This is a genomic window from Pseudomonas sp. Mb7, assembly GCF_054790525.1.
This window is the reverse complement of record NZ_CP186501.1, coordinates 2,780,012-2,804,948: the sequence shown is the minus strand read 5'-3', so window position 1 is coordinate 2,804,948 and position 24,937 is coordinate 2,780,012. Positions and strand designations below refer to the sequence as shown.

26 protein-coding genes and 3 tRNA genes are annotated in these 24,937 nt (G+C 58.3%); 11 read left to right on the top strand and 18 right to left on the bottom strand.

Annotation, left to right across the window (positions count from 1 at the left end; genetic code table 11):
* Positions 1 to 5: 5 nt before the first annotated feature.
* The 5 genes from ACOYXH_RS12805 to ACOYXH_RS12785 all read right to left on the bottom strand — a co-directional run bounded on the left by ACOYXH_RS12805 (position 6) and on the right by ACOYXH_RS12785 (position 5,340).
* On the bottom strand, positions 6 to 1,028 hold the full coding sequence (locus tag ACOYXH_RS12805; RefSeq protein WP_095047801.1) for an ABC transporter permease: 1,023 nt from the start codon (positions 1,026 to 1,028) through the stop codon (positions 6 to 8).
* The gene (locus tag ACOYXH_RS12800) at positions 1,028 to 2,089 is read right to left on the bottom strand and encodes a microcin C ABC transporter permease YejB (protein WP_034154280.1); all 1,062 of its coding nucleotides are present in this window, start codon (positions 2,087 to 2,089) and stop codon (positions 1,028 to 1,030) included. Before ACOYXH_RS12800 ends, ACOYXH_RS12805 begins: the two co-directional genes overlap by 1 nt.
* Positions 2,089 to 3,957, bottom strand: coding sequence for an extracellular solute-binding protein (locus ACOYXH_RS12795; RefSeq protein ID WP_460064804.1), 1,869 nt, complete (start codon positions 3,955 to 3,957; stop codon positions 2,089 to 2,091). The genes ACOYXH_RS12800 and ACOYXH_RS12795 overlap by 1 nt, the downstream gene beginning before the upstream one ends.
* Before the next feature lie 133 nt (positions 3,958 to 4,090).
* Positions 4,091 to 4,372, bottom strand: a complete 282-nt coding sequence (locus ACOYXH_RS12790; protein WP_007912303.1) for a peptidylprolyl isomerase — start codon at positions 4,370 to 4,372, stop codon at positions 4,091 to 4,093.
* Positions 4,373 to 4,470: 98 nt separating this feature from the next.
* Positions 4,471 to 5,340, bottom strand: a complete 870-nt coding sequence (locus ACOYXH_RS12785) for a lipase family alpha/beta hydrolase (RefSeq protein WP_095048096.1) — start codon at positions 5,338 to 5,340, stop codon at positions 4,471 to 4,473.
* A 335-nt stretch (positions 5,341 to 5,675) separates the two neighbouring features.
* Between ACOYXH_RS12785 and ACOYXH_RS12780 the strand changes: the two genes are divergently transcribed.
* A complete protein-coding gene (locus tag ACOYXH_RS12780; protein WP_460064802.1) occupies positions 5,676 to 6,755 on the top strand; it encodes a hypothetical protein in 1,080 nt (359 codons plus the stop codon).
* A 54-nt stretch (positions 6,756 to 6,809) separates the two neighbouring features.
* Here ACOYXH_RS12780 and ACOYXH_RS12775 read toward each other — a convergent pair whose 3' ends face one another.
* Positions 6,810 to 7,886 (bottom strand): 3-deoxy-7-phosphoheptulonate synthase, encoded by a 1,077-nt coding sequence (locus ACOYXH_RS12775; protein ID WP_095047799.1) that lies wholly within the window; start codon positions 7,884 to 7,886, stop codon positions 6,810 to 6,812.
* A gap of 614 nt (positions 7,887 to 8,500) precedes the next feature.
* Here ACOYXH_RS12775 and ACOYXH_RS12770 point away from each other — a divergent pair.
* The 9 genes from ACOYXH_RS12770 (at position 8,501) to ACOYXH_RS12730 (ending at position 13,071) form a co-directional block, all read left to right on the top strand.
* Complete coding sequence (locus tag ACOYXH_RS12770; RefSeq protein ID WP_245397985.1) at positions 8,501 to 8,668, top strand: hypothetical protein; 168 nt, start codon at positions 8,501 to 8,503, stop codon at positions 8,666 to 8,668.
* A complete protein-coding gene (locus tag ACOYXH_RS12765) occupies positions 8,668 to 9,111 on the top strand; it encodes a GNAT family N-acetyltransferase (protein WP_220556340.1) in 444 nt (147 codons plus the stop codon). Before ACOYXH_RS12770 ends, ACOYXH_RS12765 begins: the two co-directional genes overlap by 1 nt.
* A 127-nt stretch (positions 9,112 to 9,238) precedes the next feature.
* Positions 9,239 to 9,880 carry a response regulator transcription factor GacA gene (gene gacA, locus ACOYXH_RS12760; protein ID WP_016984198.1) on the top strand — a complete coding sequence of 214 codons (642 nt, stop codon included), beginning with the start codon at positions 9,239 to 9,241 and terminating at the stop codon, positions 9,878 to 9,880.
* A 2-nt stretch (positions 9,881 to 9,882) separates the two neighbouring features.
* Complete coding sequence (uvrC, locus tag ACOYXH_RS12755) at positions 9,883 to 11,706, top strand: excinuclease ABC subunit UvrC (protein WP_093430986.1); 1,824 nt, start codon at positions 9,883 to 9,885, stop codon at positions 11,704 to 11,706.
* Positions 11,707 to 11,738: 32 nt separating this feature from the next.
* Positions 11,739 to 12,299: a CDP-diacylglycerol--glycerol-3-phosphate 3-phosphatidyltransferase gene (gene pgsA, locus ACOYXH_RS12750; RefSeq protein ID WP_007950102.1), complete on the top strand. Its 561-nt coding sequence runs from the start codon at positions 11,739 to 11,741 to the stop codon at positions 12,297 to 12,299.
* Positions 12,300 to 12,359: 60 nt separating this feature from the next.
* Positions 12,360 to 12,435: transfer RNA gene (locus ACOYXH_RS12745), tRNA-Gly, on the top strand.
* Between the two features lie 47 nt (positions 12,436 to 12,482).
* A tRNA-Cys gene (locus ACOYXH_RS12740) sits at positions 12,483 to 12,556 on the top strand.
* A gap of 196 nt (positions 12,557 to 12,752) precedes the next feature.
* A tRNA-Leu gene (locus ACOYXH_RS12735) sits at positions 12,753 to 12,839 on the top strand.
* Positions 12,840 to 12,870: 31 nt separating this feature from the next.
* Complete coding sequence (locus ACOYXH_RS12730; RefSeq protein WP_460064797.1) at positions 12,871 to 13,071, top strand: hypothetical protein; 201 nt, start codon at positions 12,871 to 12,873, stop codon at positions 13,069 to 13,071.
* Between the two features lie 206 nt (positions 13,072 to 13,277).
* On the opposite strand, the gene ACOYXH_RS12725 is transcribed toward ACOYXH_RS12730, so the two are convergent.
* The 11 genes from ACOYXH_RS12725 to ACOYXH_RS12675 form a co-directional block, all read right to left on the bottom strand.
* On the bottom strand, positions 13,278 to 13,439 hold the full coding sequence (locus tag ACOYXH_RS12725) for a hypothetical protein (protein WP_176471336.1): 162 nt from the start codon (positions 13,437 to 13,439) through the stop codon (positions 13,278 to 13,280).
* A 325-nt stretch (positions 13,440 to 13,764) separates the two neighbouring features.
* A complete protein-coding gene (locus tag ACOYXH_RS12720) occupies positions 13,765 to 14,325 on the bottom strand; it encodes a fasciclin domain-containing protein (RefSeq protein ID WP_258708324.1) in 561 nt (186 codons plus the stop codon).
* A gap of 235 nt (positions 14,326 to 14,560) precedes the next feature.
* On the bottom strand, positions 14,561 to 14,845 hold the full coding sequence (locus tag ACOYXH_RS12715; protein ID WP_093431037.1) for a hypothetical protein: 285 nt from the start codon (positions 14,843 to 14,845) through the stop codon (positions 14,561 to 14,563).
* 257 nt (positions 14,846 to 15,102) lie between these two features.
* A complete protein-coding gene (locus tag ACOYXH_RS12710; protein ID WP_008082703.1) occupies positions 15,103 to 15,333 on the bottom strand; it encodes a hypothetical protein in 231 nt (76 codons plus the stop codon).
* 118 nt (positions 15,334 to 15,451) lie between these two features.
* Positions 15,452 to 15,682 (bottom strand): hypothetical protein, encoded by a 231-nt coding sequence (locus ACOYXH_RS12705; RefSeq protein ID WP_095047795.1) that lies wholly within the window; start codon positions 15,680 to 15,682, stop codon positions 15,452 to 15,454.
* Positions 15,683 to 15,753: 71 nt separating this feature from the next.
* Positions 15,754 to 17,391: an ABC-F family ATP-binding cassette domain-containing protein gene (locus ACOYXH_RS12700; protein WP_460411461.1), complete on the bottom strand. Its 1,638-nt coding sequence runs from the start codon at positions 17,389 to 17,391 to the stop codon at positions 15,754 to 15,756.
* A gap of 144 nt (positions 17,392 to 17,535) precedes the next feature.
* Positions 17,536 to 18,573: a DNA topoisomerase IB gene (locus ACOYXH_RS12695; RefSeq protein WP_095047793.1), complete on the bottom strand. Its 1,038-nt coding sequence runs from the start codon at positions 18,571 to 18,573 to the stop codon at positions 17,536 to 17,538.
* A gap of 72 nt (positions 18,574 to 18,645) precedes the next feature.
* Complete coding sequence (modC, locus tag ACOYXH_RS12690; RefSeq protein ID WP_320413054.1) at positions 18,646 to 19,725, bottom strand: molybdenum ABC transporter ATP-binding protein; 1,080 nt, start codon at positions 19,723 to 19,725, stop codon at positions 18,646 to 18,648.
* 3 nt (positions 19,726 to 19,728) lie between these two features.
* A complete protein-coding gene (gene modB, locus ACOYXH_RS12685; RefSeq protein ID WP_093431052.1) occupies positions 19,729 to 20,409 on the bottom strand; it encodes a molybdate ABC transporter permease subunit in 681 nt (226 codons plus the stop codon).
* A gap of 1 nt (position 20,410) precedes the next feature.
* A complete protein-coding gene (gene modA, locus ACOYXH_RS12680) occupies positions 20,411 to 21,178 on the bottom strand; it encodes a molybdate ABC transporter substrate-binding protein (RefSeq protein WP_320413053.1) in 768 nt (255 codons plus the stop codon).
* A gap of 170 nt (positions 21,179 to 21,348) precedes the next feature.
* Complete coding sequence (locus ACOYXH_RS12675) at positions 21,349 to 22,413, bottom strand: NAD(P)H-dependent flavin oxidoreductase (protein WP_095047789.1); 1,065 nt, start codon at positions 22,411 to 22,413, stop codon at positions 21,349 to 21,351.
* A gap of 354 nt (positions 22,414 to 22,767) precedes the next feature.
* On the opposite strand from ACOYXH_RS12675, the gene acuI reads away from it, so the two are divergent.
* A complete protein-coding gene (acuI, locus tag ACOYXH_RS12670; protein ID WP_460410779.1) occupies positions 22,768 to 23,751 on the top strand; it encodes an acrylyl-CoA reductase (NADPH) in 984 nt (327 codons plus the stop codon).
* Between the two features lie 32 nt (positions 23,752 to 23,783).
* Here the strand turns inward: acuI and ada are convergent, their stop codons facing one another.
* Positions 23,784 to 24,851, bottom strand: coding sequence for a bifunctional DNA-binding transcriptional regulator/O6-methylguanine-DNA methyltransferase Ada (ada, locus tag ACOYXH_RS12665; RefSeq protein ID WP_258708319.1), 1,068 nt, complete (start codon positions 24,849 to 24,851; stop codon positions 23,784 to 23,786).
* Positions 24,852 to 24,937: the final 86 nt, after the last annotated feature.

Below are 24,937 nucleotides of genomic sequence, written 5' to 3'. Positions count from 1 at the left end.
ACGCTTCAGGATCGAGGGTCGAAGGCGTCACGTAACGCTTCGCCGATGAACACCAATAAAGAAAGAATCAGCGCCAGGGTGAAAAACGCCGTCAACCCGAGCCACGGTGCTTGCAGATTCTGTTTGCCCTGGCCGATCAACTCACCCAGCGAGGCGCTGCCGGCGGGCATGCCGAAACCGAGAAAATCCAGCGCGGTGAGGGTGGAAATCGCCCCGGTCAGAATGAACGGCAAGTAGCTCAATGTTGCATTCATGGCGTTGGGCAGAATGTGCCGGAAGATCACCTTGCGATCGCTCAGGCCCAGCGCGCGGGCGGCTTTGACGTACTCCAGATTACGTCCGCGCAGGAACTCGGCGCGCACCACATCCACCAGCGCCAGCCATGAGAACAGCGCCATGATCCCCAGCAGCCACCAGAAATTCGGCTCGACGAAACCGGAGAGGATGATCAGCAGGTACAACACTGGCAGCCCTGACCAGACTTCCAGCACGCGCTGCCCGAGCAAATCGACCCAGCCACCGTAGTAGCCCTGCAATGCCCCGGCGGCGATGCCGATCAGAGCGCTGACAAAGGTCAGCATCAAGGCAAACAGAATCGACACCCGTGCGCCGAAAATCACCCGTGCGAGCACATCCCGCGATTGATCGTCTGTGCCTAACCAGTTGACCGACGTCGGCGGGCTCGGCGCCGGTTTGGTGAGGTCGTAGTTCGGTGTGTCGTCACTGAACGGAATCGGCGGGAACAGCAGCCAGCCGCCGTCCTTGCGAATCAGGTTCTGCACATAGTCGCTGCGGTAATCCGCCTGGAATGGCAGTTGTCCGCCGAACTCCTGCTCGGTGTGGCGCTTGAATACTGGGAAGTACCACTGGTCCTGATAGCTGACGACCAGAGGCTTGTCGTTGGCGATCAACTCACCACCCAGTGTCAGCACAAACAGGCCGATAAACAGCCATAACGACCACCAGCCACGGCGGTTTTTCTTGAAGCGCTCGAAGCGCCGACGCCCTAGAGGGGAGAGCTTGAACATCAGGCGTTCCTCGCGGCGAAGTCGATACGCGGGTCGACCAGCGTGTAGCACAGGTCACCCACCAGTTTTATCAGCAGGCCGAAGAGGGTAAAGATGAACAGCGAACCGAACACCACCGGATAATCCCGCGAAACTGCTGCTTCGTAACTCATGCGCCCAAGACCATCGAGGGAGAAGATCACTTCGATCAGCAAGGAACCGGCGAAGAACACACTGATGAACGCCTGCGGGATGCCGGACACCACCAGCAGCATCGCGTTGCGGAACACATGGCCGTACAGCACGCGACGCTCGCTCAGGCCTTTGGCGCGAGCGGTCACCACATACTGGCGGGTGATTTCATTGAGAAACGAGTTCTTGGTCAGGATCGTCAGCGTGGCGAAACCGCCGATCACCAGTGCCGTCACCGGTAGCACCAAGTGCCAGAAATAGTCGGCAATCTTGCCGAGGGTCGACAGCGATTCGAAGTTATCCGACACCAGGCCACGCACCGGAAACCAGTTCAATGACGTGCCGCCGGCAAACACCACGATCAGGAACATCGCAAACAGAAACGCCGGCATCGCGTAGCCGATGATGATCGCCGTGCTGCTCCAGATATCGAAATGACTGCCATGGTGCACGGCCTTGCGGATCCCCAGCGGGATCGACACCAGATAGGTGATCAGCGTCGCCCACAACCCGAGGGAAATGGTCACCGGCATTTTTTCCAGGATCAGATCGGTGACCGTCGCGCCACGGAAAAAGCTTTTGCCGAAATCCAGTTGTGCGTAGTTCTTCAGCATCAGCCACAGGCGCTCATGGGCCGGTTTGTCGAAGCCGTACTGTTTTTCGATGTCCTTGATCAGTTGCGGATCGAGGCCGCGACTGGCGCGGGAAGTACCGCTCATGGTTTCGCTGGCACCGCCGCCGACACTGGCGCCGCCGATCCCTTGCAGGTGGGCGATGGCCTGTTCCACCGGACCGCCGGGCGCGGCCTGGATAATCACGAAATTGACCAGCAGGATGATCACCAGCGTCGGGATGATCAGCAGCAGGCGCCGCAGTATGTAACCCCACATCAGTGCGGCCCTCCGGGTCTGCCACGGACAATTTTTTCCGCGGTCATCTGCTGATTGGTCAGCGGTGTGCTGCTGATTTCCCACCAGCTCTCGATGGCTTCGTCATTGCTGGCTTGCACCGACGGTATGCCGAAGCGGTTCCACCACACGGTCGAGGTGCCCGGTGGATAGTAGTTGGGAATCCAGTAGTAATTCCATTGCAGGACCCGGTCCAAGGCGTGCGCGTAATGCAGCATGTCGGACTGGGTGGAGGCGCGGATCAGGCCGTTGATCAACGTATCCACGGCAGGATTTTTCAACACCATATAGTTGTTCGCGCCTGGGTCGTTGGCCGACGCGGAGGCGAAGTAATTGAGCAATTCGCCCCCCGGCGAGGTGCTGACCGGGTAGCCGGTGACGATCATGTCGTAGTCGCGGCTCATCAGGCGATTGACGTATTGCGAGGAGTCGATACGGCGAATGTTCAGATCGATGCCGATCTGTTTCAGCGTGCGCTTGTACGGCAGCAACAAGCGATCCATGCCGTTCTGGCTGACCAGGAAGGTGAAGCTCAGTGGTTCGCCCTGGGCGTTCACCAACTGATCGCCATCCGGTTTCCAGCCCGCCTGTTCGAGCAGTTCGAGGGCCTGCAACTGTTTGTCACGGATGACACCGCTGCCATCGGTTTTCGGCGCTTCGAAGACTTTAGTGAAAACCTCTTCGGGAACCTGGCCGCGCAGCGGTTCGAGGATTTTCAGTTCCTGCGCATCGGGCAGTTCGCTTGCCGCCAGTTGTGTGTTGGAAAAGTAGCTCTGCTGGCGGATATACATACCGCGCATCATCTGCCGGTTGCTCCACTCGAAATCCCAAAGCATGGCCAAGGCCTGGCGTACGCGGCGATCGGCGAACATGGGTTTCTGCAGGTTGAACACAAAACCCTGGGCTGACTGTGGCGCCTCGGTGGCCAGATGCGCCTTTTGCAGGCGTCCGTCGCTCAGTGCCGGGCTGTCATAGCCGATCGAGTAGCCAGTGGCCGAAAACTCGCGGTTGTAGTCATAGGCGCCACCGCGCAGCACTTGGCGGGCGACGTCGGTATCACCGAAGTACTCGATGCTGAAATGATCGAAATTGTACAAGCCACGACTGACCGGCAGATCCTTGCCCCACCAGTCGGCGTTGCGTTCAAACGTGATACTGCGCCCCGAATCGACCTTGCCGACTCGATACGGGCCGCTGCCCAAGGGGGCTTCATAACCGCCGCCGCCGGCGAAATCGCGACTCTTCCACCAATGCTCGGGGAATACCGGCAGGGTCGCGATGTCCAGTGGCAGGGTGCGGTTTTCATTACTCTTGAAATCGAAGCGCACGGTTAGCGGCGCTTCGACTTCGACGCCTTTGACGTCGGCAAACTGGGTGCGATAACGCAGGCTGCCCTGGGTCATCAATAAATCGTAGGTGTAACGCACGTCTTCGGCGGTGATCGCTTTGCCGTCGGCGAAGCGTGCCTTGGGATTGATATAGAAGCGCAGCGACAGACCATCATCCGAGCGTTCCATCTTTTGCGCGACCAGACCGTAGACCGTGTAAGGCTCGTCGAGCGAACGCTGGGCCAGCGGCGAATAGAGCAAGCCATCGATCTGAGTGACGCCGATGCCTTTGTCTATATAAGGAAGGACATGGTCGAAGTGGCCGATCTCGATGGCCGAGCGGCGCATTGTCCCGCCCTTTGGCGCTTGCAGGTTGGTGTAGTCGAAATGACTGAAGCCGGCAGGATACTTGGCAGGCTCGCCATAAACGGTCAACGCGTGTTGCGGTGCAGCGTTTGCGCCGGTGGCGCCCGTCAACAGGGCGAGGGCGGTGAGCATCAATGTGGGGAAAACCAGTCGCATTGTCAGCCTTGGAACCGGGAAATCGATAAGCGCAAGTTGTACGCGAGAGGCGCGTCAGTCGCCAGCCGTATATGTAACTGAAACACAACGGCCCACCAGAAGGCGGGCCGTTGGCGAGCAATCAGGCGACGGATCAGTCCTGACGGCTGGTGACTTCCAGCAGGTGATAACCGAACTGGGTTTTTACCGGACCTTGCACGACGTTGATTGGCGCGCTGAAGACCACGGTGTCGAATTCCTTGACCATCTGGCCAGGACCGAACGAACCCAGATCACCGCCCTGACGGCTCGATGGGCAGGTGGAGTTGGCCTTGGCGACTTCGGCGAAATCAGCGCCGCCTTCGATCTGGGCCTTGAGTTCGTTGCACTTGTCTTCGCTGGAAACCAGGATGTGGCGGGCAGTGGCTTTAGCCATGGGGAAACTCTCCAATCTATTTCAGTAAAAGTGTGGAGCCTACCGGATTCAGTGGGCGAATTCTCGGCAAAGTTCCGTTCGGTTGTCCGTGGCTTTGATCAGAGATTCGCGGCTCGCAGACGTTCAGCATGTTCGACGTACAGCTCAATCGGGTCGGGCAGTGCGGTTGCCGTGCTGGCCGTGCGGCGCAGGCTGCCCAGATGATCCAGCGGGTAGTCGGAGCGGATCACTTGCCCCAAGTGAGAACTGAAGCGGCCAACGAAGCCGTCATTCTGCTGCGTTTCGGTCATGAAGTACTGCGATAACGCGTGGCAAATGCTTTGGGTTGGATCGAGTGTCGACGGGCTGTTGGCCGGCAGGACGCCGCTCCATGAGTAATAGCGTACGCCGTTGACCTGTTCCGGGCCTTGTCCGCCCCAAGTGCTGGGCAATCCCTGCGGAAACTTGTCGTTGAACTCGCCTACGCCTTCGGTCGTCAGTGCATTGAGCGCCGCCAGTGCGTTCTGCGGCAAGGTGACACTGCCACTGAGCAACGATAGAAAATCGGCAAATAGCGTCGCTACATTTTGGGCGACGACCTCCGGCAGCCGCCCGGGTATCAGGGCCTTACGCAGAAAGTCGGCCAGTTCCGAACCGTGATTCGGGCCGCTGACGGAGGTTACGGAAGCGACGGCGTGTGGCGCGAGCGCCGCAGCGTATCGAGCAGCCAGTGCTCCCTGACTGTGTCCTATGAGGTTGACTTTGTCTGCACCTGTGCCTCGCAAGACACGATCAATCTGTGCAAGTAATTGTTCACCCCTGGTTTCGTTTTTATGGGTGGCAGAAAGGTGCGGAACAAACACTCGGCTGCCGGCCGTTTTCAGAGCGTCCTTTACGTCATGGAACAGCTCGAAGTGACCGATGCGCTCGAATCCGAACAGGCCATGTACCAACAGGACGGGATAGCGAGTTGAAGCATTCCGTTGCATGTTCTTACCTTTTTCGCAGAAGTTCATCGGGGAATCCGGAGGCCACTCTAAAACACTCATCCAGCCGAAGAAGTAAGAAGGGGCTTCTCTTGGCCGTTGAATCTGGACTAGTGGCTGTACGAATTTTCAGATACTTATGAAATCCGAATCGGAAGTTGAGGACATCTTTCGCTCGGTTGATGGCGTTTTTGCGTAGTTTGCCTACCCGGTGGGAGGCCTTTGCCGGATGTTCGCGGCGGATGAGGCTGACATCGAAAGTGTGCGCAATAGCGTTCAATGTTGGCTGTCGACGCCGCCCATGAAAGCGGCGTTCTTTCCAAGGAATGGAGCCACTAATGCACACGCACGAAGTCGAGTTTTGCTACCGGATGCGCCACCCCGCCAGCCCCTGTGTTTCGAACGAACTGCTGCCAGCGGCAACCGTTGATAGTCTGAAGGGGACGGTGCTTGATCCATCACTGGGCAAGGTCGTTGTCCGTATTGCTCCTTATGCAAACATGAGCTGCGGCGATCAGTTGCTCTTGAGTTGGGACGGTCTGGACATAGAGGGCTTTGCTTATCAGCATGAAATGGTTCGCTATGTCAGCGAAGCCCAGGTCGGCAAAGACATCGTTTTCGTGATCAAAGGCCTGCATATCGCTGCACTGGATGGCGGTTCGCTGGCGGTCTACTGGAAACTGTTCAGTGCGCGCTCGGCTGAACCGGCGGTGTCTGCCCGTGTGCATTTGTCCGTGGGTGATGTGCGGCCACAATTGCTTGCGCCGATTGTCGAGGGTGCGGTCGGAGGGACGCTGGATCCGGCGCGGGTGCCGGACGGCACGCTTATTGTGCTCCAGCCTTATGCCCGAATGGCGGCGGGGGATCGAGTCACGTTGCTGTGGGGCGCTGACGCATTGTCCGCAACGTTCAGCGACAGTTTGAAGGTCGAAGCCTTTGCTGTCGCAGACGTACTGTCATTCTGGGTTAAAGGGGCGCACATCGCTGCTCATCTCGGCGGCGAGGTAGTGGTGCGCTATCAGGTCGAGCAGGCGGGCGGAGTCATTCGCGAGTCCGAGGCGGCAAGAATTCTCGTTACCCCGTTCCTGCGGGGAGAGCTTGAGGCTCCCGATGTACTTGAAGCTGAAGACGGCGTGCTGTTGAAAGAGGACTCCGTCGATGGCGTCACCGTCGTGATCGGTAATGCCCGGACGCAGGAAGGCGAGTTGGTCTATCTCAAGTGCGACGGGGAACTGTTCAATCATCGGGATGACCGTGAAATCACTCGGGAGACGGCGGGGAAGCCGCTGATCTTCATTGTGCCGCACCGATTCTGGCGTGAGCACCATGGCACGACCGTGCGGGTGGCCTACACGGTTGAACGTCTGGACGATGTCAGTCAGACGTCTGCGGCCACACAGGTGCGAGTGGAGGGGTAACGCGGCGTGACCAGCCCTGCGGTTTGCAATAAATCCGCGGGGCTGGCCGGATAATCAGCCTTTTGCCTGGGCACTGAGACGTTGAGATGCGTCCAGCAGCAAACGCTCCGTTGCGCTGAAACCGAGGCAGCCATCGGTAATCGAAACCCCGTAACGCAGGGATTCGCTCAGCGGTTGGCAGCCCTCGAACAGGTGAGACTCGATCATCATGCCGATCAGAGAACGGTCACCTTGCAGGCGTTGCTCAAGCACTTCGTTGAAGACGCCAGGCTGGCGTAGCGGGTCCTTGCCACTATTGGCGTGGCTGCAATCGACCATGATCCGGCTCGGAATCTTCAGGCGATCCAGGTCGGCATGGATTTTGGTCACGCTCTCGCGATCATGGTTCGGCCCTTTATGGCCGCCGCGCAGAACCAGATGGGTGTCGGGGTTGCCTGGCGTTTGAATGATGGCCGGATGGCCCTGACTATCGACGCCGAAATGCCGGTGCGGATGGGCTGCCGAACGCATGGCGTCAACCGCAATGGCGGCACCGCCGTCGGTGCCGTTCTTGAAGCCGACGGGCATGCCCAATCCACTGGCCATCTCCCGATGGATCTGCGATTCAGTGGTACGCGCGCCAATGGCCACCCAGCTCAACAAGTCATCGAAGTAACCGGCAGCCATGGGTTGCAGCAACTCAGTGGCCACCGGCAGGCCGAGGCGGATCATTTCCAGCATCAGCTCACGCGAAAGCGTAAGGCCGCCAGCCATGTCATCACTGCCATCCAGATGCGGGTCGTAGGCCAGACCTTTCCAGCCGACCGTGGTGCGCGGTTTTTCGACATAAGCTCGCATCACCAACAGCATTTCGCCGCTGACTTCCTCAGCCAGTCGAGCGAGCTTGCCAGCGTATTCGAGTGCGGATTGCGGATCATGGATAGAGCAGGGCCCGACGATGACCAGCAGGCGCTGATCCTGGCCGTTGAGAATGGCGCGAACCGCCTGACGGTGGGCGGTGACTTGCTGACTCAAGGCATTGCTCAGGGGCAATTGCTGTTTGAGTTGCAACGAGCTGGGCAGACGCAGAGTCAATGCTTCGTTGGCAGGATTCAGGGTGGACAGCGGCAGAGCAGAAACGGACGAGTTCATATTCGGTCTTCCTGGGCTGGCGGCGGGTTCTCCCGCTCGCTCGGCCCTACTGGGGTGTTCGACAATTGGCCGTATTGGCTACGTGGGTGTGCTTGCCACCTGTAGGTGACCGATCGGAGGCGGCAGGCTGTCCCGAGCGGAAGCTGGTAAATCGCCAGGCGTTAAAGCTGTCGTAACGGTAATAAGTGGCGTAGTTCATTTCGTGAATCCTCAAAGTGTCTGGTGTGTTGCTGAAAAGTTTGGGGCTGAAAAAACAAAACCCCCGGTCGGGAGGCCGACCGGGGGTTGAGAATTCTCTGGTAGGCGACCCGTTGTTATGGGCGCCGTTTGGGTATCAGGCGCGCCAGTGGCTAAACCAATACCCAAAATAAAAGCTGACCGGAGCGCAAACGTCATTCACCCGGGCAGCCGCAACCGAGCGCAAGGCGCTGGCAGTACGAAGCTGTGAGAGGGCGTTGAACATGGTCTGTCTCCAATGAATGGGCCGAGCTTACTAGAGGCCGATACGCCTCAGCAATCAGAAATTGCTATCGCGTAATCAACGAAACATCTATTGCTAGCGTCGCGCTGGAGTTGTGACATTCTGCACTTCGCTTGATGACCAAGGATGAACCGTGTCGACACAAAACATTGCTGCTGCCCATTCTCTGCTCATTGCCGGTGAGTTTTTACACTGTCGCTTTATCGAGGCCGCAGCGGCCGGGGCAGGTGATCTGTTGGTCATGGCCGAGCGCGTCGTGGGTGCATGGCTGGGGCGAATTGTTCCTGTTGTGCAAGCCTGATGACATTCCACTTACGATTGGCGGTTCCAGAAGATCTGGCGTTTGCCCGTGATCTTACCTGTCAGAACATGCTGCGCTACTACATTCGCCATGACCTGCTATGGCAGGACGAAGCGTTCGACGTGGCGTGGTTGGGGCGGCAAAACTGGCTGATAGTGAAGGGTGATGTGCCAGTGGGCTTTCTCAGTCTCAGTCGGGATATACGCGCGCTGTACATTCGTGAACTGCAGATTGCTGAAACGTATCAGGGGCAGGGTGCTGGTTCTTGGGCGATCGATCAGGTTATCGACATGGTCCGCAAAGAAAGACGCCCGGCTCTACGCCTGACCGTATTTGAAAATAATCCGGCGAGAAACTTGTATGAGAGAAAAGGACTACAGGTTCAGGGCGCGGACGAGTGTTTTCTGCGAATGCAGCTTGATATCGGTACACATGTGCTCTGAAACCCACGGCCGGCAAGCCTTCAATGATGAATTGAAACTTTTTAAATGACGCTTTCCGCTAGGTCTGCGTGGCACTTTTTGCTAAGGTGTCCGGCATCCCAATATGACCATATCGCGAGGTGTCTGCTTGATTAGGGTGCTAGTGGTCGATGACCATGATCTCGTTCGTACAGGCATTACACGTATGCTGGCCGATATCGATGGCTTGCAGGTGGTTGGCCAGGCCGAATCCGGGGAAGAGTCCCTGATCAAGGCCCGAGAGTTGAAGCCCGATGTGGTGCTGATGGACGTCAAGATGCCTGGCATCGGCGGCCTGGAAGCCACGCGCAAACTGTTGCGCAGTCATCCGGATATCAAGGTGGTCGCGGTCACGGTGTGTGAGGAGGATCCTTTTCCGACACGCTTGTTGCAGGCCGGTGCTGCGGGTTATCTGACCAAGGGCGCGGGTTTGCCGGAAATGGTTCAGGCGATTCGCCTGGTATTTGCCGGCCAACGCTATATCAGTCCGCAGATTGCCCAGCAATTGGCGATCAAATCCTTCCAGCCCTCCAACGACTCTCCCTTCGATGCCTTGTCCGAGCGCGAAATTCAGATCGCCTTGATGATTGTCGGCTGTCAGAAGGTACAGATCATTTCCGACAAATTGTGCCTGTCGCCGAAAACCGTGAACACCTATCGCTATCGTATTTTCGAGAAGCTTTCGATCAGCAGCGATGTCGAGTTGACCCTGTTGGCGGTTCGTCACGGCATGGTTGATGCCAGCCTCTGACCATGACTGAAACATTCGATTCCGGCGCGTTTCTGTCGACAGTCAGTGGACGCCCAGGCGTCTATCGCATGTTCGACAGCGATGCACGCCTGTTGTACGTGGGCAAGGCCAAGAACCTGAAAAAACGCCTGGCCAGCTACTTTCGCAAAACCGGCCTGGCGCCGAAGACTGCCGCGTTGGTGGGGCGCATTGCGCAGGTCGAAACGACCATCACCGCCAACGAAACCGAAGCGCTGCTGCTTGAGCAGACGCTGATCAAGGAGTGGCGGCCACCGTACAATATCCTGCTGCGCGACGACAAATCCTATCCCTATGTTTTTCTGTCCGACGGCCAGTTTCCGCGCCTGAGCATTCATCGCGGGGCCAAAAAGGCCAAGGGCAAGTACTTCGGCCCCTATCCGAGTGCCGGCGCCATACGTGAAAGCCTGAGTCTGCTGCAAAAGACCTTCTTCGTTCGGCAGTGTGAAGACAGCTACTACAAGAACCGTACCCGCCCATGTCTGCAGTATCAGATCAAGCGCTGCAAGGCGCCTTGCGTGGGGCTGGTCGAGCCTGACGTGTATGCCGAAGACGTGCGCCACTCGGTCATGTTTCTTGAGGGGCGCAGTCACGCGCTGACCAACGAGCTGTCCACGGCGATGGAGGAGGCGGCGATCAACCTGGAGTTCGAACGAGCCGCCGAGTTGCGTGACCAGATCGCGCTGCTGCGCAGGGTTCAGGATCAACAAAGCATGGAAGGCGGCACAGGGGACATCGATGTCATCGCGGCATTCGTCAACCCGGGTGGCGCCTGCGTGCACTTGATCAGTGTGCGTGGCGGACGCGTGTTGGGCAGCAAGAATTTCTTTCCGCAAGTCGGCATCGAAGAGGACGTGTCGGAAGTCATGGCCGCGTTTCTTGGCCAGTATTTCATCAGCAGCCCTGAGCGCGATTTGCCGAGTGAGCTGATCGTCAACGTGGTGCATGAAGATTTTCCAACGTTGATCGAAGCGATCCATGAATTGCGTGGTCGCGAGCTTGCCATCAGTCATCGGGTGCGCGGTACGCGGGCACGCTGGCAGCAACTGGCCGTCACCAACGCCGAGCAGGCATTGGGTGCACGCCTGGCCAACCGCCAACACACCGCCGCGCGCTTTGAAGCCTTGGCCGAAGTGTTGAATCTGGATGAACCGCCGCAGCGCCTGGAATGCTACGACATCAGCCATTCCAGCGGTGAGGCGACGGTTGCTTCCTGTGTGGTCTTTGGCCCGGAAGGCGCGATCAAGTCGGACTACCGGCGCTATAACATCGAAGGGGTCACGGCGGGTGACGACTATGCCGCCATGCATCAGGCCTTGACGCGACGCTTCAGCAAACTCAAGGAAGGCGAGGGCAAGTTGCCAGACATCTTGCTGGTGGACGGTGGCAAGGGCCAGCTGTCGATGGCTCGCGATGTTCTCAACGAGTTGGCCGTACCAGATCTGATTCTGCTCGGTGTCGCCAAAGGCGCTACTCGCAAGGCGGGCTTCGAAACGTTGTATCTAAATGATGCGGCGCATGAGTTCACCTTGCGTGGCGACTCGCCGGCGCTGCACTTGATTCAACAGATTCGCGATGAGGCGCACCGCTTCGCGATTACCGGACACCGCGCACGCCGTGGCAAAACCCGCCGTACGTCAACGCTGGAAGGCGTTGCCGGCGTTGGGCCGACCCGACGTCGCGACTTGTTGAAACATTTTGGTGGATTGCAGGAGCTGACTCGTGCAAGCATCGAAGAGATCGCCAAAGCCCCGGGGATCAGTAAAAAGCTCGCAGAGTCGATTTATGCGAACCTGCATAGCGAGTAGAATGCCCCTTCACCTCGTAGCCAGTTGTGCCGATGAATATCCCTAATCTGATTACCGTTCTACGCGTCCTGCTCATTCCGATCTTCATTTTGCTGTTCTATCTGCCTTATCAGTGGAGTTACATGGCCTCCGCCTCGGTGTTTGCCTTTGCGGCAGCGACGGATTGGCTGGACGGTTATCTGGCTCGCCGTCTGGAGCAAAGCACTCCGTTCGGGGCGTTTCTCGATCCGGTAGCCGACAAGCTCATGGTTGCGGTGGCACTGGTGCTGCTCGTTCAAGAACACGGCAATCTTTGGCTCACTCTGCCGGCTGCTGTCATCATCGGTCGCGAGATTGTGGTGTCGGCATTGCGTGAATGGATGGCCGAACTCGGCGCCCGTGCCCACGTAGCCGTTTCAAATCTGGGCAAGTGGAAAACCGCGGCGCAGATGCTTGCGCTGGTCATTCTGTTGGCCAACCCGAAGGACTTCAGTTTCTGGGTTATCTTGGGTTATGCCTTGCTGATGGTCTCTGCCGGCCTGACCTTGTGGTCGATGGTGCAGTACCTGCGCGCCGCCTGGCCGCACCTGAAGACTGATGTTGAAAAGAAATAAAACTTTTTTGAATCAAGGGGTTGACGGAGCTTCTTAATTCTATAGAATGCGCATCACCAAGCGGGAATAGCTCAGTTGGTAGAGCACGACCTTGCCAAGGTCGGGGTCGCGAGTTCGAGTCTCGTTTCCCGCTCCAAGTTTGTACAGTGTTTGTTGTTGTGCTACTGACAGCAGATACTTTGAGGCCGAGTAGCAAAATGGTTATGCAGTGGATTGCAAATCCACCTACGCCGGTTCGATTCCGACCTCGGCCTCCACTATAAACAAGCTCCGTAGATCCATGATTTACGGAGCTTTTTTATTTGCAAAGTACCGCAAGATTTGGTCTTGAAAAACGGTCATTGCGAACTTGCTTCACCGGGAAGTGATGTATATATTTCCCGCACTGTTGTTCAAGGCTGGATCCTGTCAGGATCGCGACTGGGCAGCAGAAGATAGCAGCACCGCGCTACCGCCCGAATGGCGAAACTGGTAGACGCATGGGACTTAAAATCCCCCGCTCGTAAGGGCGTGCCGGTTCGATTCCGGCTTCGGGCACCATCTTAAATCAAGGGTTTGCGGGCGAAAGCTGATGCAAGCCCTTGTTTGTTTCTGGTCAGCAATCATTTGGTTGGCATTGCTGTTTGCCCTTGCGATTCCTGATGTATTGCTCGGTCATTATCACGGTCGTACACTCAAGTTGATTCCCCGCCTGCAAAATCTCACGCTGGACTCTGCCTTGTCTGTACTCGCCTTGTCTGTACTCGCCTTGGCGCGCAAATCTCGCCTCTGAAACTCAGCCTTAAGCCATCCGTTCCGCTGGTTGCCGTTGGGCGCGGAGGGGAGTGCATTCAGGTGGTGTGCCAGCGGTTTGATACGAGGCGTTTGTCATAGCTCGCAGTTTCATCCAAATCCCTCGATTGCCCAGCGGCTAATATCTGCAAGCTGCATGGCGTTACGAAAAGATGCCCGGACGTAGCCGGGCTTTTAGGGAAGAGTTCAGCGCGAATCCGCTTCTTTCGGAGAACGAGACGAAGTTTTTTTACTTCGTCTCCGAAGCCAGCTAAAGAACGCGTGCACCGGATGCAGGAAGGCCACAAGCACGCCGATGAGCATGATGATGAAGATGGCCACAAGCGGGATGCTTTCGTGCGAGAACATGGTGGGTTACTCCTGTAGTCACTATGTCGGAACCCGCAGCCTAGACGCATCAAACCATGTTTTCGATGAACGTATATTCATCCTTCAGCGCTTCGGTTGTGCTACAGCGAGGCTCACGAGTCAGGCGGTATCTGAAAATCAGCGAGCAACCAAAAAGACCCTCCCGAGTTGGCTGGGTTATTTGAAATTTGGTTTGTAAAACATTCGCTGTATCGCCGCGCAACCGCCAGACAAAACCATTTGCTCAATGCTAAACCCGCTCGTGAAGTGCCTATTCGGGTAATAGCACCCGGCAAACTGTGCGTCAGCCGGGAACCAGGCGCGTTTAAGGCATCAAGACAGAGTCGACAACGTGGATCACACCGTTTGACTGCATCACGTCTGCGATGCTGATACTTGCCTTACCGCCTTTGGCGTCCACCACCCATAACTTGCCTTCGTACAGCTTGATACTCAGCGACTCACCTTGAACGGTTTCCAGCATAACGGTGCCGCCGTTCTTTTTGGCCTCGGCCATTATTTGTGCAGATGTGTGAGTGCCGGGCACAACATGGTAGGTCAGGATTTTGGTCAGATCGGCTTTGTGTTCAGGCTTTACCAGTGTGTCGACGGTGCCTGCCGGAAGCTTCGCAAACGCTTCGTTTGTCGGGGCGAAGACGGTGAATGGACCTTTGCTGTTGAGCGTATCAACCAGCCCGGCAGCCTTGACCGCCGCTACAAGTGTCGTGTGGTCCTTCGAGTTGACTGCGTTCTCAACGATGGTTTTAGTGGGGTACATCGCTGCGCCTCCGACCATCACCGAGTTGGCGGCAAAGCTGAACGTTGCAGTTACGCAGAGAATGGCGAAGCAGGCTGCTGCAGCAATTTTTTTGTAAAAGGCATGCATGATGTATCTCCTTGGCTCTTGTGCCCTCCGAGTGAGGGTATTGAATCTACGAGCCAGCGATCAAAATGGATGCATCGGTTGTTGAAATGTTTTTGTGAGTGCTGCCCGTGTCAGGCTTTTGCCACTAGTGCTAGTGGCCGCTCATAAAGGCGTACCGCTTCGGCCACCCTGAATAGCAAAGGCCTGCATGAGTTTCCTCATGCAGGCCTTTTTTGTGCCTTGCTTATACGCGCTGCTAGACGAATGCTTGCCCGCTAAAGCCGCGAGGCAAGCGCTGAAGACCGGCCATTGCAGTGAGGCGCTCGATCCATTCTGCGCGCCAGTTGGTCGCGCCGTGGGAGGTCTTGGCCTGACGGGCCATGCGGCGGGTGGCGTTGCGCTGATCCTTTCGCGCCTGTTTGTAGGCATCGGTATTGCGGCAACTGCGGCACTTCACGCGATTGAGTTCGCGGCTTGCCGACAGTTGTTTGCCTTTATGGCCGCAGGCCAGATGCCCGTCGACGTTGAAATGGATAACCATAACTGTCTCCTTTTCGACATGTATAAGTTATGACAACTCATGCACGGCAACCGTTCGCCGTTTGGACGCAGGCAAAAAAACACCCGCATGCGGGCGGGTGAGGGCGTTAGTTTGCAAAGGAGTGGCTTCACTGTAGACGCGCAGATGTAGTCGTCACGTGAAAAACTGGAAAAATAAACATAACGGCCAGACACAAGCGCGGTGACTCATGTGTCACCGCTAATGAGCAAACTCCTGAAACCCTGGCCGGGTCGAGTTCATCTGAACCGAGGCAGTGGCCGATCAACAGGCTTTAGCGCCGACAGCGTATTGCGAATCAGCGGAGCATCCTTCTCGATGTCGTTCAGCCGGTCTCGGATGCGCAGGGCGGTGGGGTGTCCACCTTGGTGATCGACCCAGTCGGCGATCTCTTTGCAAGCGGCGGCGAGGCGCGCTTGTCGAGCGTCGAGCAGGGTGAGGAGGGTGGTGATGGACTCTTTTTCGGACATGGAACACCTCCGTTCTATGAAACCTGGGCTGCAGCAAAAAGCCCGCGTGTTGCGAGCCTTCTGCCGTGGGGCGCTGCTCCTTCAGCTGGTTTCAGTATAGACCCGCTTCTGATCGGCATCAGCCTGAAGACTGGCGGGCCGCTGATGGGGAACTCGCTGCGTTGAGGCGTCTGCATTCACGTCGTGCGTCCTCTTCCGCGTCATAGCCATCGCCGATGAAACCGCCAGTACGTGTGTCGCAGATGCGAAACCAGCTAGTGGCTTTCGCGGGATCATGCTGGCTGTCTTCGGCACGTCGACCGTAAATAATGATCTTGTTGCAACGCTTCACGACGAAAATGTCTTCCATGGCGTCACCGCAGCTGATTTGTGTCAGATCAACTATAGAAGCCCTCGGCAATCGTGCAAAAAATAGGCAGGTCAGCTCGTCGGTTGCCAGCGCCAGCCTTCGGGGTGCCAGGTCAAACAATGGCTTGGGTTTAACGCCTGTAGAAACGCTTGATCGTGGGAAACCGCGACAATCGCTCCGGGAAATGCCTGCAAGGCGTGTTCGAAAGCGTGCACCGACGCCAGGTCCAGATGATTGGTGGGCTCATCCAGCAGCAGTAATTGCGCGGGCGTCTGGCGCCACAACGCCAGCGCAAGGGCTGCTTTCAAGCGTTCGCCGCCACTGAGTGAGGCGCACGGGCGGTTAACGCGTTGTGCGTCGAGTTGCAGATGAGCGAGAAAGCTGCGCAACTCACCTTCGCTCAAAAGTGTTTGCTGTTCCTGCAACTGATCGACAATCGATGTGTGCTCATCCAGCAGCTTCAGTTGTTGGTCGAAAAAGGCAAAAGGCACGTGCGTGATGCAATCGCCACTTACCGGCGCCCATTCACCCGCCAGCAATTTCAACAGCGTCGATTTGCCACAACCGTTGTGACCGCTGACAGCGATGCGCATCGGCCCTTGAATGGCGAGGTCAAGGCGGGTGGTGGGCGCATCTGCCGGTAACCCTGGCAAGCACGCGTCGATCAGCGTGCACACCCGCCGATTGCTCGGCACCACGCTGCCCGGCAGATTGATCAGCACGCCGTCGGCGGGCAGGACGTTTTCGTACGCCTCGCGAACACGCTGATCCAGATCGGCCTTGCGTGCCTGGTGGCCGACTTTTACCTGCCCCATGATGTCCCGCGCAGCGGCTTTCAACGCTGCCCGCTCGAAGCCCGAAACGTTGGCACTTTGTGCGTGGCGACGGCTGCCGGCGGCATGGCGCTGGATCGTGTCGTGCTCGCGTTGCAGCCGCGTACGTTCGCGCTGACGTTCGATACGGGCCTGATCGAGCTGTGCCTGCGCCGCCTGTTGATGGATCCTGCGTTGCTCGGTGAAATCCGAAAACCTTCCGCTGAAAACTGTTACTCCCAACGTCGTGAGTTCGACAAATCGCTGCATCTGCTCCAGAAGCTGGCGGTCGTGACTGACGATAATCAGGCCGCCACGCCAGCGCTCAAGCAGGCTCATCAGCCATTGCCGACCGCCGCTGTCGAGGTGATTGGTGGGCTCGTCGAGCACCAGCAATGGCGCCTGACTCAGCAGTGCGCCGATCAAAGCGATTCTGGCTTGTTGGCCACCGCTGAGGTGCTCCGTCAGATCCGACCCGGTGAGGTCGGTCAGCCCGGCCCCATCGAGCATCTGGCGCAAGCGCTCGGCCAGATCCCAGCGTTCATCGATGAGGTCGAAGTCGTGCGCAGTGGCAGCACCGCATCTTAGTCGCTCCAGTGCGCTGAGCGCCGGGGCCGTCCCCGTTGCATCGGCGACGGTTTGCCCGGGTGTGGCGATGAACGTTTGTGCGACGTAATGCACGCAAACCGAGCGTGCCACGCTGCCGGTGCCGGGTTGTAATTGCCCGGCAATCAAACGTGCAAGCACACTTTTGCCAACACCATTGCGCCCGACGATCGCAGTCGGTTGATGATCGAAAGTCAGGTTCAGGTCTTCGAACAGTGTTGCGCCATTGGCGAACTGAAAGCCCAGTTGATTCAGGGAAACGAGTGCGGGTGTACGCGAGACGTGAGTCATCGGCACCTCCAAAAAATGTCGTGAAAACTGACAAGCGCCGAGAACGGCGTGTCGCGATTACATTTTTAGAAGGCTGGATTGTTCACTGCTGCGGTCGTCCGAAGGAGGGGAAGATGGCTAGCCTAGTTGACGATGTGCGGCGGATCAAGGTGCGTCGGTCATCTCGCTCATTCGCTCGAGAAACATCGCCAGCGCCACTTCCTCCGCACGCAGGCCTTTGCGCACGCGCGGGCGAGGCAGTTCAGCGAGGGCGCCGAGCATGAATTTCTCCACCACGGCGGGGTGGATGTAGCATTTTCGGCACACTGCCGGGGTGTTGCCCAACTGCTTGGCGACGCCTTTGACCATCTCCACCACATGCCGCTTGGCCTCGGTCTCGGACTCCCATTGCAACTCGCGCAATACCGCCAGCGCCAAGGCACTGCCGGCCCAGGTGCGGTAATCCTTGGCGGTGAAATCGGCACCGGTCAGGGTTTGCAGGTAGGCGTTGACGTCGGAAGAACTGACGGTGTGTCGCTCACCGTTTTCATCCAGATACTGAAACAGGTTCTGCCCGGGAATTTCCAGGCAACGCTTGATGATGCGTGCCAGACGCCGATCCTTGACTGTGATCTGGTGTTCGATGCCGCTTTTGCCGCGAAACTGGAACAGGATCGCGCTGCCGTTGACTTCGACATGTCGGCTGCGCAGGGTGGTCAGGCCGTAGGAGCGGTTGTCGCGGGCGTATTGGGTATTGCCGACCCGGATCAATGTGGCGTCGAGCAGGGTGATCACCGTGGCCATGACCTTGTCACGACTGAAGCCGGGCGCGGCCAATAGCGCCTCCAGTTGTTTGCGCAGTTTCGGCAACGCGAGACCGAACTCACGCAGGCGCGAATACTTGTCGGCATCGCGCACTTCGCGCCAGCGCGCGTGATAGCGATATTGCTTGCGGCCACGGGCATCACGGCCGGTGGCTTGCAGATGACCGCGCGGATCCGGGCAGATCCACACATCGGTATAGGCGGGTGGTACGGCAAGGGCATTGATGCGTTTGATTTCATCCGGATCACTGATGCGCTGGCCTGACGGCTCGAAATAGCTGAACTTGCCACGCAGCTTTTTGCGGGTGATACCGGGCTGGGTGTCGTCGACGTAATGCAGGTCGGATGGCAGGTCGGCAGTCAGCACGGTGTCGGGCATGGCAGTTTCCTTTGATGGCGCGGCGGTCTGTAAAACGATTGACCGCACGCCGTTGCCGTGGTGCCGAATGATTTAAGCGAGGACTGCTACCGCTTTGATCTGCGCCCATAAATGCTGGCCCGGATGCACGCCCAACTGGTCCCGGGAGTAGCGTGTAATACGCGCGAGCAGCGGGGTGCCGCCAACATCCAGGCGAATCAAAACGTGGGCGGCGTTGTCCGCCGATTGTTCGCTGACCACCGTCACCGGCAGTCGATTGAGGATGCTGCTGAATTCGCTGTTCTGCAGGCTCAGGCTGATATCCCGCGCGTGTACTTTGCAGCGCAGGGTCTGACCCGGTTCCATCGGCGCGTGCGTCACACGGATGCTCATCTCGGTGGCCGGCAATTGCAGGCTCAGCAGCTGATATTGCGCATCGTAGGCGCAGACCTGACCTTCAATGATCACCCCGGCGTCATCACCCATCGCCATCGGCAGGTCAAGACGTGCGAGGGTTTCGCCAATCGGGCCGCTGGCCAGCGCTTTGCCTTCGCTGAGTAGCACCAGATGGTCAGCCAGTCGCGCCACTTCATCCTGGGCATGGCTGACGTACAACACCGGTGTGTCCAGTTCGTCGTGCAGACGTTGCAGGTACGGCAGGATTTCACTTTTGCGCTGGCTATCGAGAGCGGCCAGTGGCTCGTCCATCAGCAGCAGTTTCGGGCTGGTCAGCAGGGCACGGGCGATGCCGACACGCTGGCGTTCGCCTCCCGACAAATGCTGCGGATGACGTTCGAGCAAATGCTCGATGCCCAAGAGTTCGGTGGCCTGCGCCATGTCGACCCGACGCTGGGACTTGGCGATGCGCTTGAGGCCGAACTGCAGATTGGCCAGCACCGACAGATGCGGAAACAGGCTGGCTTCCTGAAATACATAGCCGAGCGCGCGTTTGTGTGGCGGGACGAAAATGCCGTTATCGCTGTCCTGCCAGACTTCATCGTTGATCTGGATGAAGCCATGTTCAGCGCGCTCAAGCCCGGCAATGCAACGCAGACAGGTGGTTTTACCCGAGCCGGAGTGGCCATAAAGCGCAGTGACGCCACGGCCTGGCAAGTGCAGGTCGACATCGAGGCTGAAGTCCGTATAGACCCGTTTCAAACGCACATCGATCATCGATCAGCTCCAGCCTGCACGGGTCTTGCGGCTGGAATACAGCGCCAGCAACACCAGAAACGAAAACACCAGCATCGCCCCGGCCAGCCAGTGAGCCTGCGCGTATTCCATCGCTTCGACGTGGTCATAAATTTGTACGGAAACCACGCGGGTCTTGTCGGGAATGTTGCCGCCGATCATCAGCACCACGCCGAACTCACCGACGGTATGCGCGAAACCGAGTATCGCTGCGGTGATAAAACCGGGGCGTGCCAACGGCACAATAACGCTGAAAAACGTGTCCCACGGATTGGCGCGCAAGGTCGCGGCCACTTCCAGGGGGCGGGTGCCGATCGCCGAGAACGCGTTCTGCAACGGTTGCACCACGAACGGCATGGAATAGATCACCGAACCGATCACCAGCCCGGTGAAGCTGAACGTCAAAGTGCCCAGGCCCAGCCATTGGGTGAATTGGCCGAGAAAACCGTGCGGCCCCATCATCAGCAACAGATAGAAACCGATTACGGTCGGAGGCAGTACGAGGGGCAGGGCGACGATCGCTCCGATCGGGCCGCGCAGCCATGAATCGGTGCGCGACAGCCACAGGGCGATCGGCGTGCCGACCACCAGCAGGATCGCGGTGGTCAGGGACGCCAGTTTCAGGGTCAGCCAGATCGCCGCGAAATCGGCGCTCGTCAGTGACATTTTAGAGCTGGTAACCGTAGGACTTGATCACCGCAGCGGCTTTCGGGCCTTTGAGGTATTCGACCAAGGCTTTGGCGGCGGCGTTGTCTTTGCCTCTGTTCAGAATGACCGCGTCCTGTTTGATCGGGTCGTGCATGCTCGCAGGGACGATCCATGCCGAACCGCTGCTGACTTTGCCGTCCTTGTAGATTTGCGACAGGGCAACAAAGCCCAACTCAGCGTTGCCGGTCGAGACGAATTGGTAGGCCTGAGTGATGTTCTGGCCTTCAACGATCTTGGCTTTGGTGGCGTCGGTCAGTTTGAGTTTTTCCAGCACTTGCGTGGCTGCCAGACCATAGGGCGCGGCTTTCGGGTTGGCGATGGACAGGTGCTGGTATTCGTTCTTTTTCAGCACTTCGCCTTTCGCATCGACATAACCTTCTTTAGCCGACCACAACGCCAGCGTGCCGATGGCGTAGGTGAAGCGCGAACCTTTGACGGTCTCGCCTTCTTTTTCGAGTTTTTCCGGGGTGGTGTCGTCAGCGGAGAGGAACACTTCGAACGGCGCGCCGTTCTTGATCTGAGTGTAGAACTGGCCAGTGGCGCCATAGGCTGCGACCAGTTTGTGCCCGGTGTCTTTTTCGAAATCGGCGGCGATGGCCTGGATCGGCGCGGTGAAGTTGGCTGCCACAGCCACCTGCACTTCATCAGCCTGAACTGCGCCGACGGCGAAGACGGCGAGCAAAGAGGCCAAGCAACCAGGGGCAAGACGTGAGGCACGAATGGTCATGTAACAGCTCCGTTATTGGCGAGTGCAGCGGGCAGCTATTGTTTGAAGTGGGCTGCGCCGATGCGAGAGGTGAATTCGCTATATAGCGAAATATATAGCGAAATGCCGCCAAACAGGAAGTGTTGGTTAAAATCAGCGCGAGGATGTTTGAATCTTCGCGCTGTGCAGCTTCAGCGGCTTGCGAGTTTTGCCAGTGCGCCTTCGGCCAATTGTCGAGTCAGTTCAGCGCTACCGAGGTCTTTGCCCAAGGTGAATGCCTGACCGGCCCAGAGGTTGGCAAACTCTGCTTCGTTGATCGCTCGCAGCGGCATCAGCGCACCCCCAGCCAAGGGAAATGCTGGTGCCTGGTGCGAAATCGGGCCCAGCTCACGCATGACGCGATTGAGAATGCCCCGTGCCGGCCGCCCGGTAAAAATATTGGTGATCGCTGTTTCGCTTTCCTTGGCGGTGCGCAGCGCCTTGTGGTGAGCGGCGCTGACTTTTGCTTCCGGCGTGAACAGATAGGCGGTGCCGACCTGTACCGCTGAGGCCCCCAACATAAACGCCGCCGCCATGCCGCGCGCATCGGCAATTGCCCCGGCGGCAATCACCGGTACGCTCACCGCATCGACCACCTGAGGCACCAGGGCAAACGTGCCGACCTGACTGCTCAGATCATCACTGAGAAACATGCCGCGATGGCCGCCGGCCTCGTAACCCATGGCGATAATCGCGTCGCAGCCGTTCTGTTCCAGCCAGATCGCTTCGTCGACCGTCGTGGCCGATGAGAGAATTTTCGCCCCGGTTGCCTTGACCCGCTCGAGCAAGGATTTCTCTGGCAGACCGAAATGGAAACTCACAACTTCAGGTCGAAATTCTTCCAGCACTTCACAGGCTGCGGCATCGAATGGCGCGCGGTTGGATACCGGAGTCGGTGCAGCGAAATCGGCGCCCAGTTCACGATAGTAAGGCTCCAGCAAATGCTTCCAGTCACGTGCACGTTGCTCATCGGCTGCCGGTGGCTGATGGCAGAAGAAGTTCACGTTGAAGGGCTTGTCGGTGTGCTGGCGGATGGTTTTCAGCTCTTCGCGCAATTGCTCGATGCTCAACATCGCCGCCGGCATCGAACCCAGGCCACCGGCGTTGCACACGGCGATGACCATGGACGAATTCGTCGCACCGGCCATCGGACCCTGGATGATCGGCAATTCAATGCCGAGCAGATCAAGAAGACGGGTGTCTGGCCATTGGCTCATGAGGGCGGTTCTCCGAACGGTGCAGCGGGCAGGGGGCAAAACCGGTTTTTAGCAGCAAAACCGGATTCGGGGCCAGTTCGAAATTCAGAACAACCCGTGCAGTTTTTCAGCGTCGATGACATCCGCCGCTCTTCGGCCTCCAGAAGCGTGATGAAAATTGCTGGTACGCCGGTGGTCGCGGCAGTGGCGAACTCTTTAAAAAACTCGGCGAAACCACGACCGTCGAAAAAGCATAGACGCGGGCCATCGAAATACCCGGCCGATTTGCCGATTGGCGCAAAGTCGAATGTGGCAGGGTGTTGCGATGTGCTATTTCAAGGCACGACATTCTGAAAACAGTCCAGCGAGGCAGTCATGTTTAACGCCATTGTGATCGACAAAGACGACAGCGGTTACCGCGCCAACCTGCAACAGGTCAACGAGGAGCAATTGCCTGAAGGCGATGTCACCGTGGCTGTTGCGTACAGCACGCTGAACTTCAAGGATGGCTTGGCGATAACCGGCAGCAGTCCGGTGGTGCGCAAGTTTCCGATGGTGCCGGGGATCGATCTTGCGGGCACCGTGGAAGCCAGTTCACACCCCGACTATAAGGTGGGTGATCAGGTGCTGCTCAACGGCTGGGGTGTTGGCGAGAATCACTGGGGCGGTCTGGCGCAGAAGGCGCGACTCGATAGCGATTGGCTAATTCCATTGCCCAAGGCCTTTACGGCGGCGCAAGCGATGGCTGTCGGTACGGCCGGTTATACGGCGATGCTGTGCATTCTGGCGCTCGAGCGCAATGGCGTGACGCCGGAGCAGGGTGAGGTGTTGGTCACGGGGGCCAACGGCGGTGTTGGCAGTTTTGCCATCGCCCTGCTGAGCAAACTCGGCTACCGCGTCGTCGCGTCCACCGGCCGGGTCTCCGAGCATGAATATCTGCAGCAGTTGGGCGCCGGCGAAATCATTGACCGTGCGACGTTGTCAGCGCCCGGCAAGCCACTGGCCAAAGAGCGTTGGGCGGCGGTGATCGATTCGGTTGGCAGTCACACCCTGGCCAATGCCTGCGCGAGCACCCGCTCTGAAGGCACCGTCGCCGCCTGTGGTCTGGCTCAAGGCATGGACTTCCCGGCGTCAGTGGCGCCGTTCATTTTGCGCGGTGTGACCCTCGCCGGCATCAACAGCGTGACCCAGCCCAAAGCCCGCCGGCTGCAAGCATGGGAGCGTCTGGCCAAGGATCTGGATTTCTCGCTGCTGGCATTGATCAGCCACGAAATCGGCCTGAGTGAAGCCATCGAGGCGGCGCCAAAACTGCTCGCCGGGCAACTTCGCGGACGGGTTGTGGTGGACGTCAATCGCTGAGGTTTTCAGGTTGCGTAGCATCCATTGACCGTTCACGCCGACGTCTCGCGCTCAAGCAACTGACGCTTGCGCTCGACCCCCCAGCGATAACCGGAAAGGTTGCCATCGCTGCGCACCACGCGGTGGCAAGGGATCGCCACCGCCAGGCGGTTGGCCCCGCACGCCTGGGCCACTGCGCGCATGGACGTCGGCGCGCCGATGCGCTGGGCAATCTCGGCATAGCTGGCGGTGCTGCCGAGCGGAATCTCCCGCAAGGCTTGCCAGACACGTTCCTGAAACGCCGTCCCCCGCACGTCCAGTGGCAGATCCAGGCCAATGGCCGGTGCTTCGATAAAACCCACGACTTTGGCGATCAACTGTTCAAACCCGCTGTCTGCGCCAATCAGGTTGGCGTTGCGAAACTGATCCTGCAGGTCGCACACCAGTTGGTGCGGGTCGTCACCCAGCAAAATCGCGCACACCCCACGCTCGCTTTGCGCCACCAGAATCGCGCCCAGCGAGCATTGGCCTACGGCAAAATGGATGTCGTTGTTTTGACCGGCAGCGCGGTAGTCGCCAGGTTTCATACCCAGCAGTTGGTTGGCTGATTCGTAGAAGCGGCTGTTGGAGTTGAAGCCTGCGTCATATAGAGCATCCGTCACCGAATTGCCGTCCGCGAGACGTTCCCGCACTCTGCGCGAACGATGGGCGGCGGCGTAGGCTCTTGGCGTCAGGCCAGTGGCGGCTTTGAACACGCGATGAAAGTGAAACGGGCTCAAGCCGGCCGCCTCTGCGAGCTCGTTCAGGGCGGGCGGATTTTCGGCCATCTCGATTTGCCGGCATGCCGCGGCAACGGTCGCGGCATGCTGCGCGGCGACATCACTTTGATCCTTGCTCGCACGTTTGCTCGGCCGATACCCCGCGGCTTCGGCCTGTTGGGCGGTGTCGAAAAACTCGACATTTTGCGGTTTCGGCAAGCGTGCCAGGCTGCTCGGGCGGCAGTAGATGCCCGTGGTTTTTACCGCATAGACAAACTGTCCGTCCGCCTGCGGATCCCGTGCGAGCACGGCGGCCCAGCGTGGATCATGTTCGGTATCAAACGGGGTCGAAAGCGTTTTCATGATGAGTAATCCGTTGACCTGTTTGATTCAGGTTAACCAGCCTCGCCAGGCACAACACTCCGGGCCTTGCGGTCAAATTTTTCGGG

What these genes read in the sequence shown, in the direction of transcription:
- uvrC (WP_093430986.1), top strand. Translation starts at nt 9,883, where the DNA reads ATGACTGAAACATTCGATTCCGGCGCGTTTCTGTCGACAGTCAGTGGA.
- ACOYXH_RS12765 (WP_220556340.1), top strand. Translation starts at nt 8,668, where the DNA reads ATGACATTCCACTTACGATTGGCGGTTCCAGAAGATCTGGCGTTTGCC.
- ACOYXH_RS12775 (WP_095047799.1), bottom strand. Translation starts at nt 7,886, where the DNA reads ATGAACTCGTCCGTTTCTGCTCTGCCGCTGTCCACCCTGAATCCTGCC.
- modC (WP_320413054.1), bottom strand. Translation starts at nt 19,725, where the DNA reads ATGATCGATGTGCGTTTGAAACGGGTCTATACGGACTTCAGCCTCGAT.
- ACOYXH_RS12730 (WP_460064797.1), top strand. Translation starts at nt 12,871, where the DNA reads ATGCAAGCCCTTGTTTGTTTCTGGTCAGCAATCATTTGGTTGGCATTG.
- ACOYXH_RS12700 (WP_460411461.1), bottom strand. Translation starts at nt 17,391, where the DNA reads ATGACTCACGTCTCGCGTACACCCGCACTCGTTTCCCTGAATCAACTG.
- ACOYXH_RS12705 (WP_095047795.1), bottom strand. Translation starts at nt 15,682, where the DNA reads ATGGAAGACATTTTCGTCGTGAAGCGTTGCAACAAGATCATTATTTAC.
- ACOYXH_RS12725 (WP_176471336.1), bottom strand. Translation starts at nt 13,439, where the DNA reads ATGTTCTCGCACGAAAGCATCCCGCTTGTGGCCATCTTCATCATCATG.
- ACOYXH_RS12710 (WP_008082703.1), bottom strand. Translation starts at nt 15,333, where the DNA reads ATGTCCGAAAAAGAGTCCATCACCACCCTCCTCACCCTGCTCGACGCT.
- modA (WP_320413053.1), bottom strand. Translation starts at nt 21,178, where the DNA reads ATGACCATTCGTGCCTCACGTCTTGCCCCTGGTTGCTTGGCCTCTTTG.
- ACOYXH_RS12675 (WP_095047789.1), bottom strand. Translation starts at nt 22,413, where the DNA reads ATGAGCCAATGGCCAGACACCCGTCTTCTTGATCTGCTCGGCATTGAA.
- ACOYXH_RS12800 (WP_034154280.1), bottom strand. Translation starts at nt 2,089, where the DNA reads ATGTGGGGTTACATACTGCGGCGCCTGCTGCTGATCATCCCGACGCTG.
- pgsA (WP_007950102.1), top strand. Translation starts at nt 11,739, where the DNA reads ATGAATATCCCTAATCTGATTACCGTTCTACGCGTCCTGCTCATTCCG.
- ACOYXH_RS12780 (WP_460064802.1), top strand. Translation starts at nt 5,676, where the DNA reads ATGCACACGCACGAAGTCGAGTTTTGCTACCGGATGCGCCACCCCGCC.
- ACOYXH_RS12795 (WP_460064804.1), bottom strand. Translation starts at nt 3,957, where the DNA reads ATGCGACTGGTTTTCCCCACATTGATGCTCACCGCCCTCGCCCTGTTG.
- ACOYXH_RS12720 (WP_258708324.1), bottom strand. Translation starts at nt 14,325, where the DNA reads ATGCATGCCTTTTACAAAAAAATTGCTGCAGCAGCCTGCTTCGCCATT.
- ACOYXH_RS12805 (WP_095047801.1), bottom strand. Translation starts at nt 1,028, where the DNA reads ATGTTCAAGCTCTCCCCTCTAGGGCGTCGGCGCTTCGAGCGCTTCAAG.
- ACOYXH_RS12715 (WP_093431037.1), bottom strand. Translation starts at nt 14,845, where the DNA reads ATGGTTATCCATTTCAACGTCGACGGGCATCTGGCCTGCGGCCATAAA.
- ada (WP_258708319.1), bottom strand. Translation starts at nt 24,851, where the DNA reads ATGAAAACGCTTTCGACCCCGTTTGATACCGAACATGATCCACGCTGG.
- acuI (WP_460410779.1), top strand. Translation starts at nt 22,768, where the DNA reads ATGTTTAACGCCATTGTGATCGACAAAGACGACAGCGGTTACCGCGCC.
- ACOYXH_RS12785 (WP_095048096.1), bottom strand. Translation starts at nt 5,340, where the DNA reads ATGCAACGGAATGCTTCAACTCGCTATCCCGTCCTGTTGGTACATGGC.
- ACOYXH_RS12695 (WP_095047793.1), bottom strand. Translation starts at nt 18,573, where the DNA reads ATGCCCGACACCGTGCTGACTGCCGACCTGCCATCCGACCTGCATTAC.
- modB (WP_093431052.1), bottom strand. Translation starts at nt 20,409, where the DNA reads ATGTCACTGACGAGCGCCGATTTCGCGGCGATCTGGCTGACCCTGAAA.
- ACOYXH_RS12790 (WP_007912303.1), bottom strand. Translation starts at nt 4,372, where the DNA reads ATGGCTAAAGCCACTGCCCGCCACATCCTGGTTTCCAGCGAAGACAAG.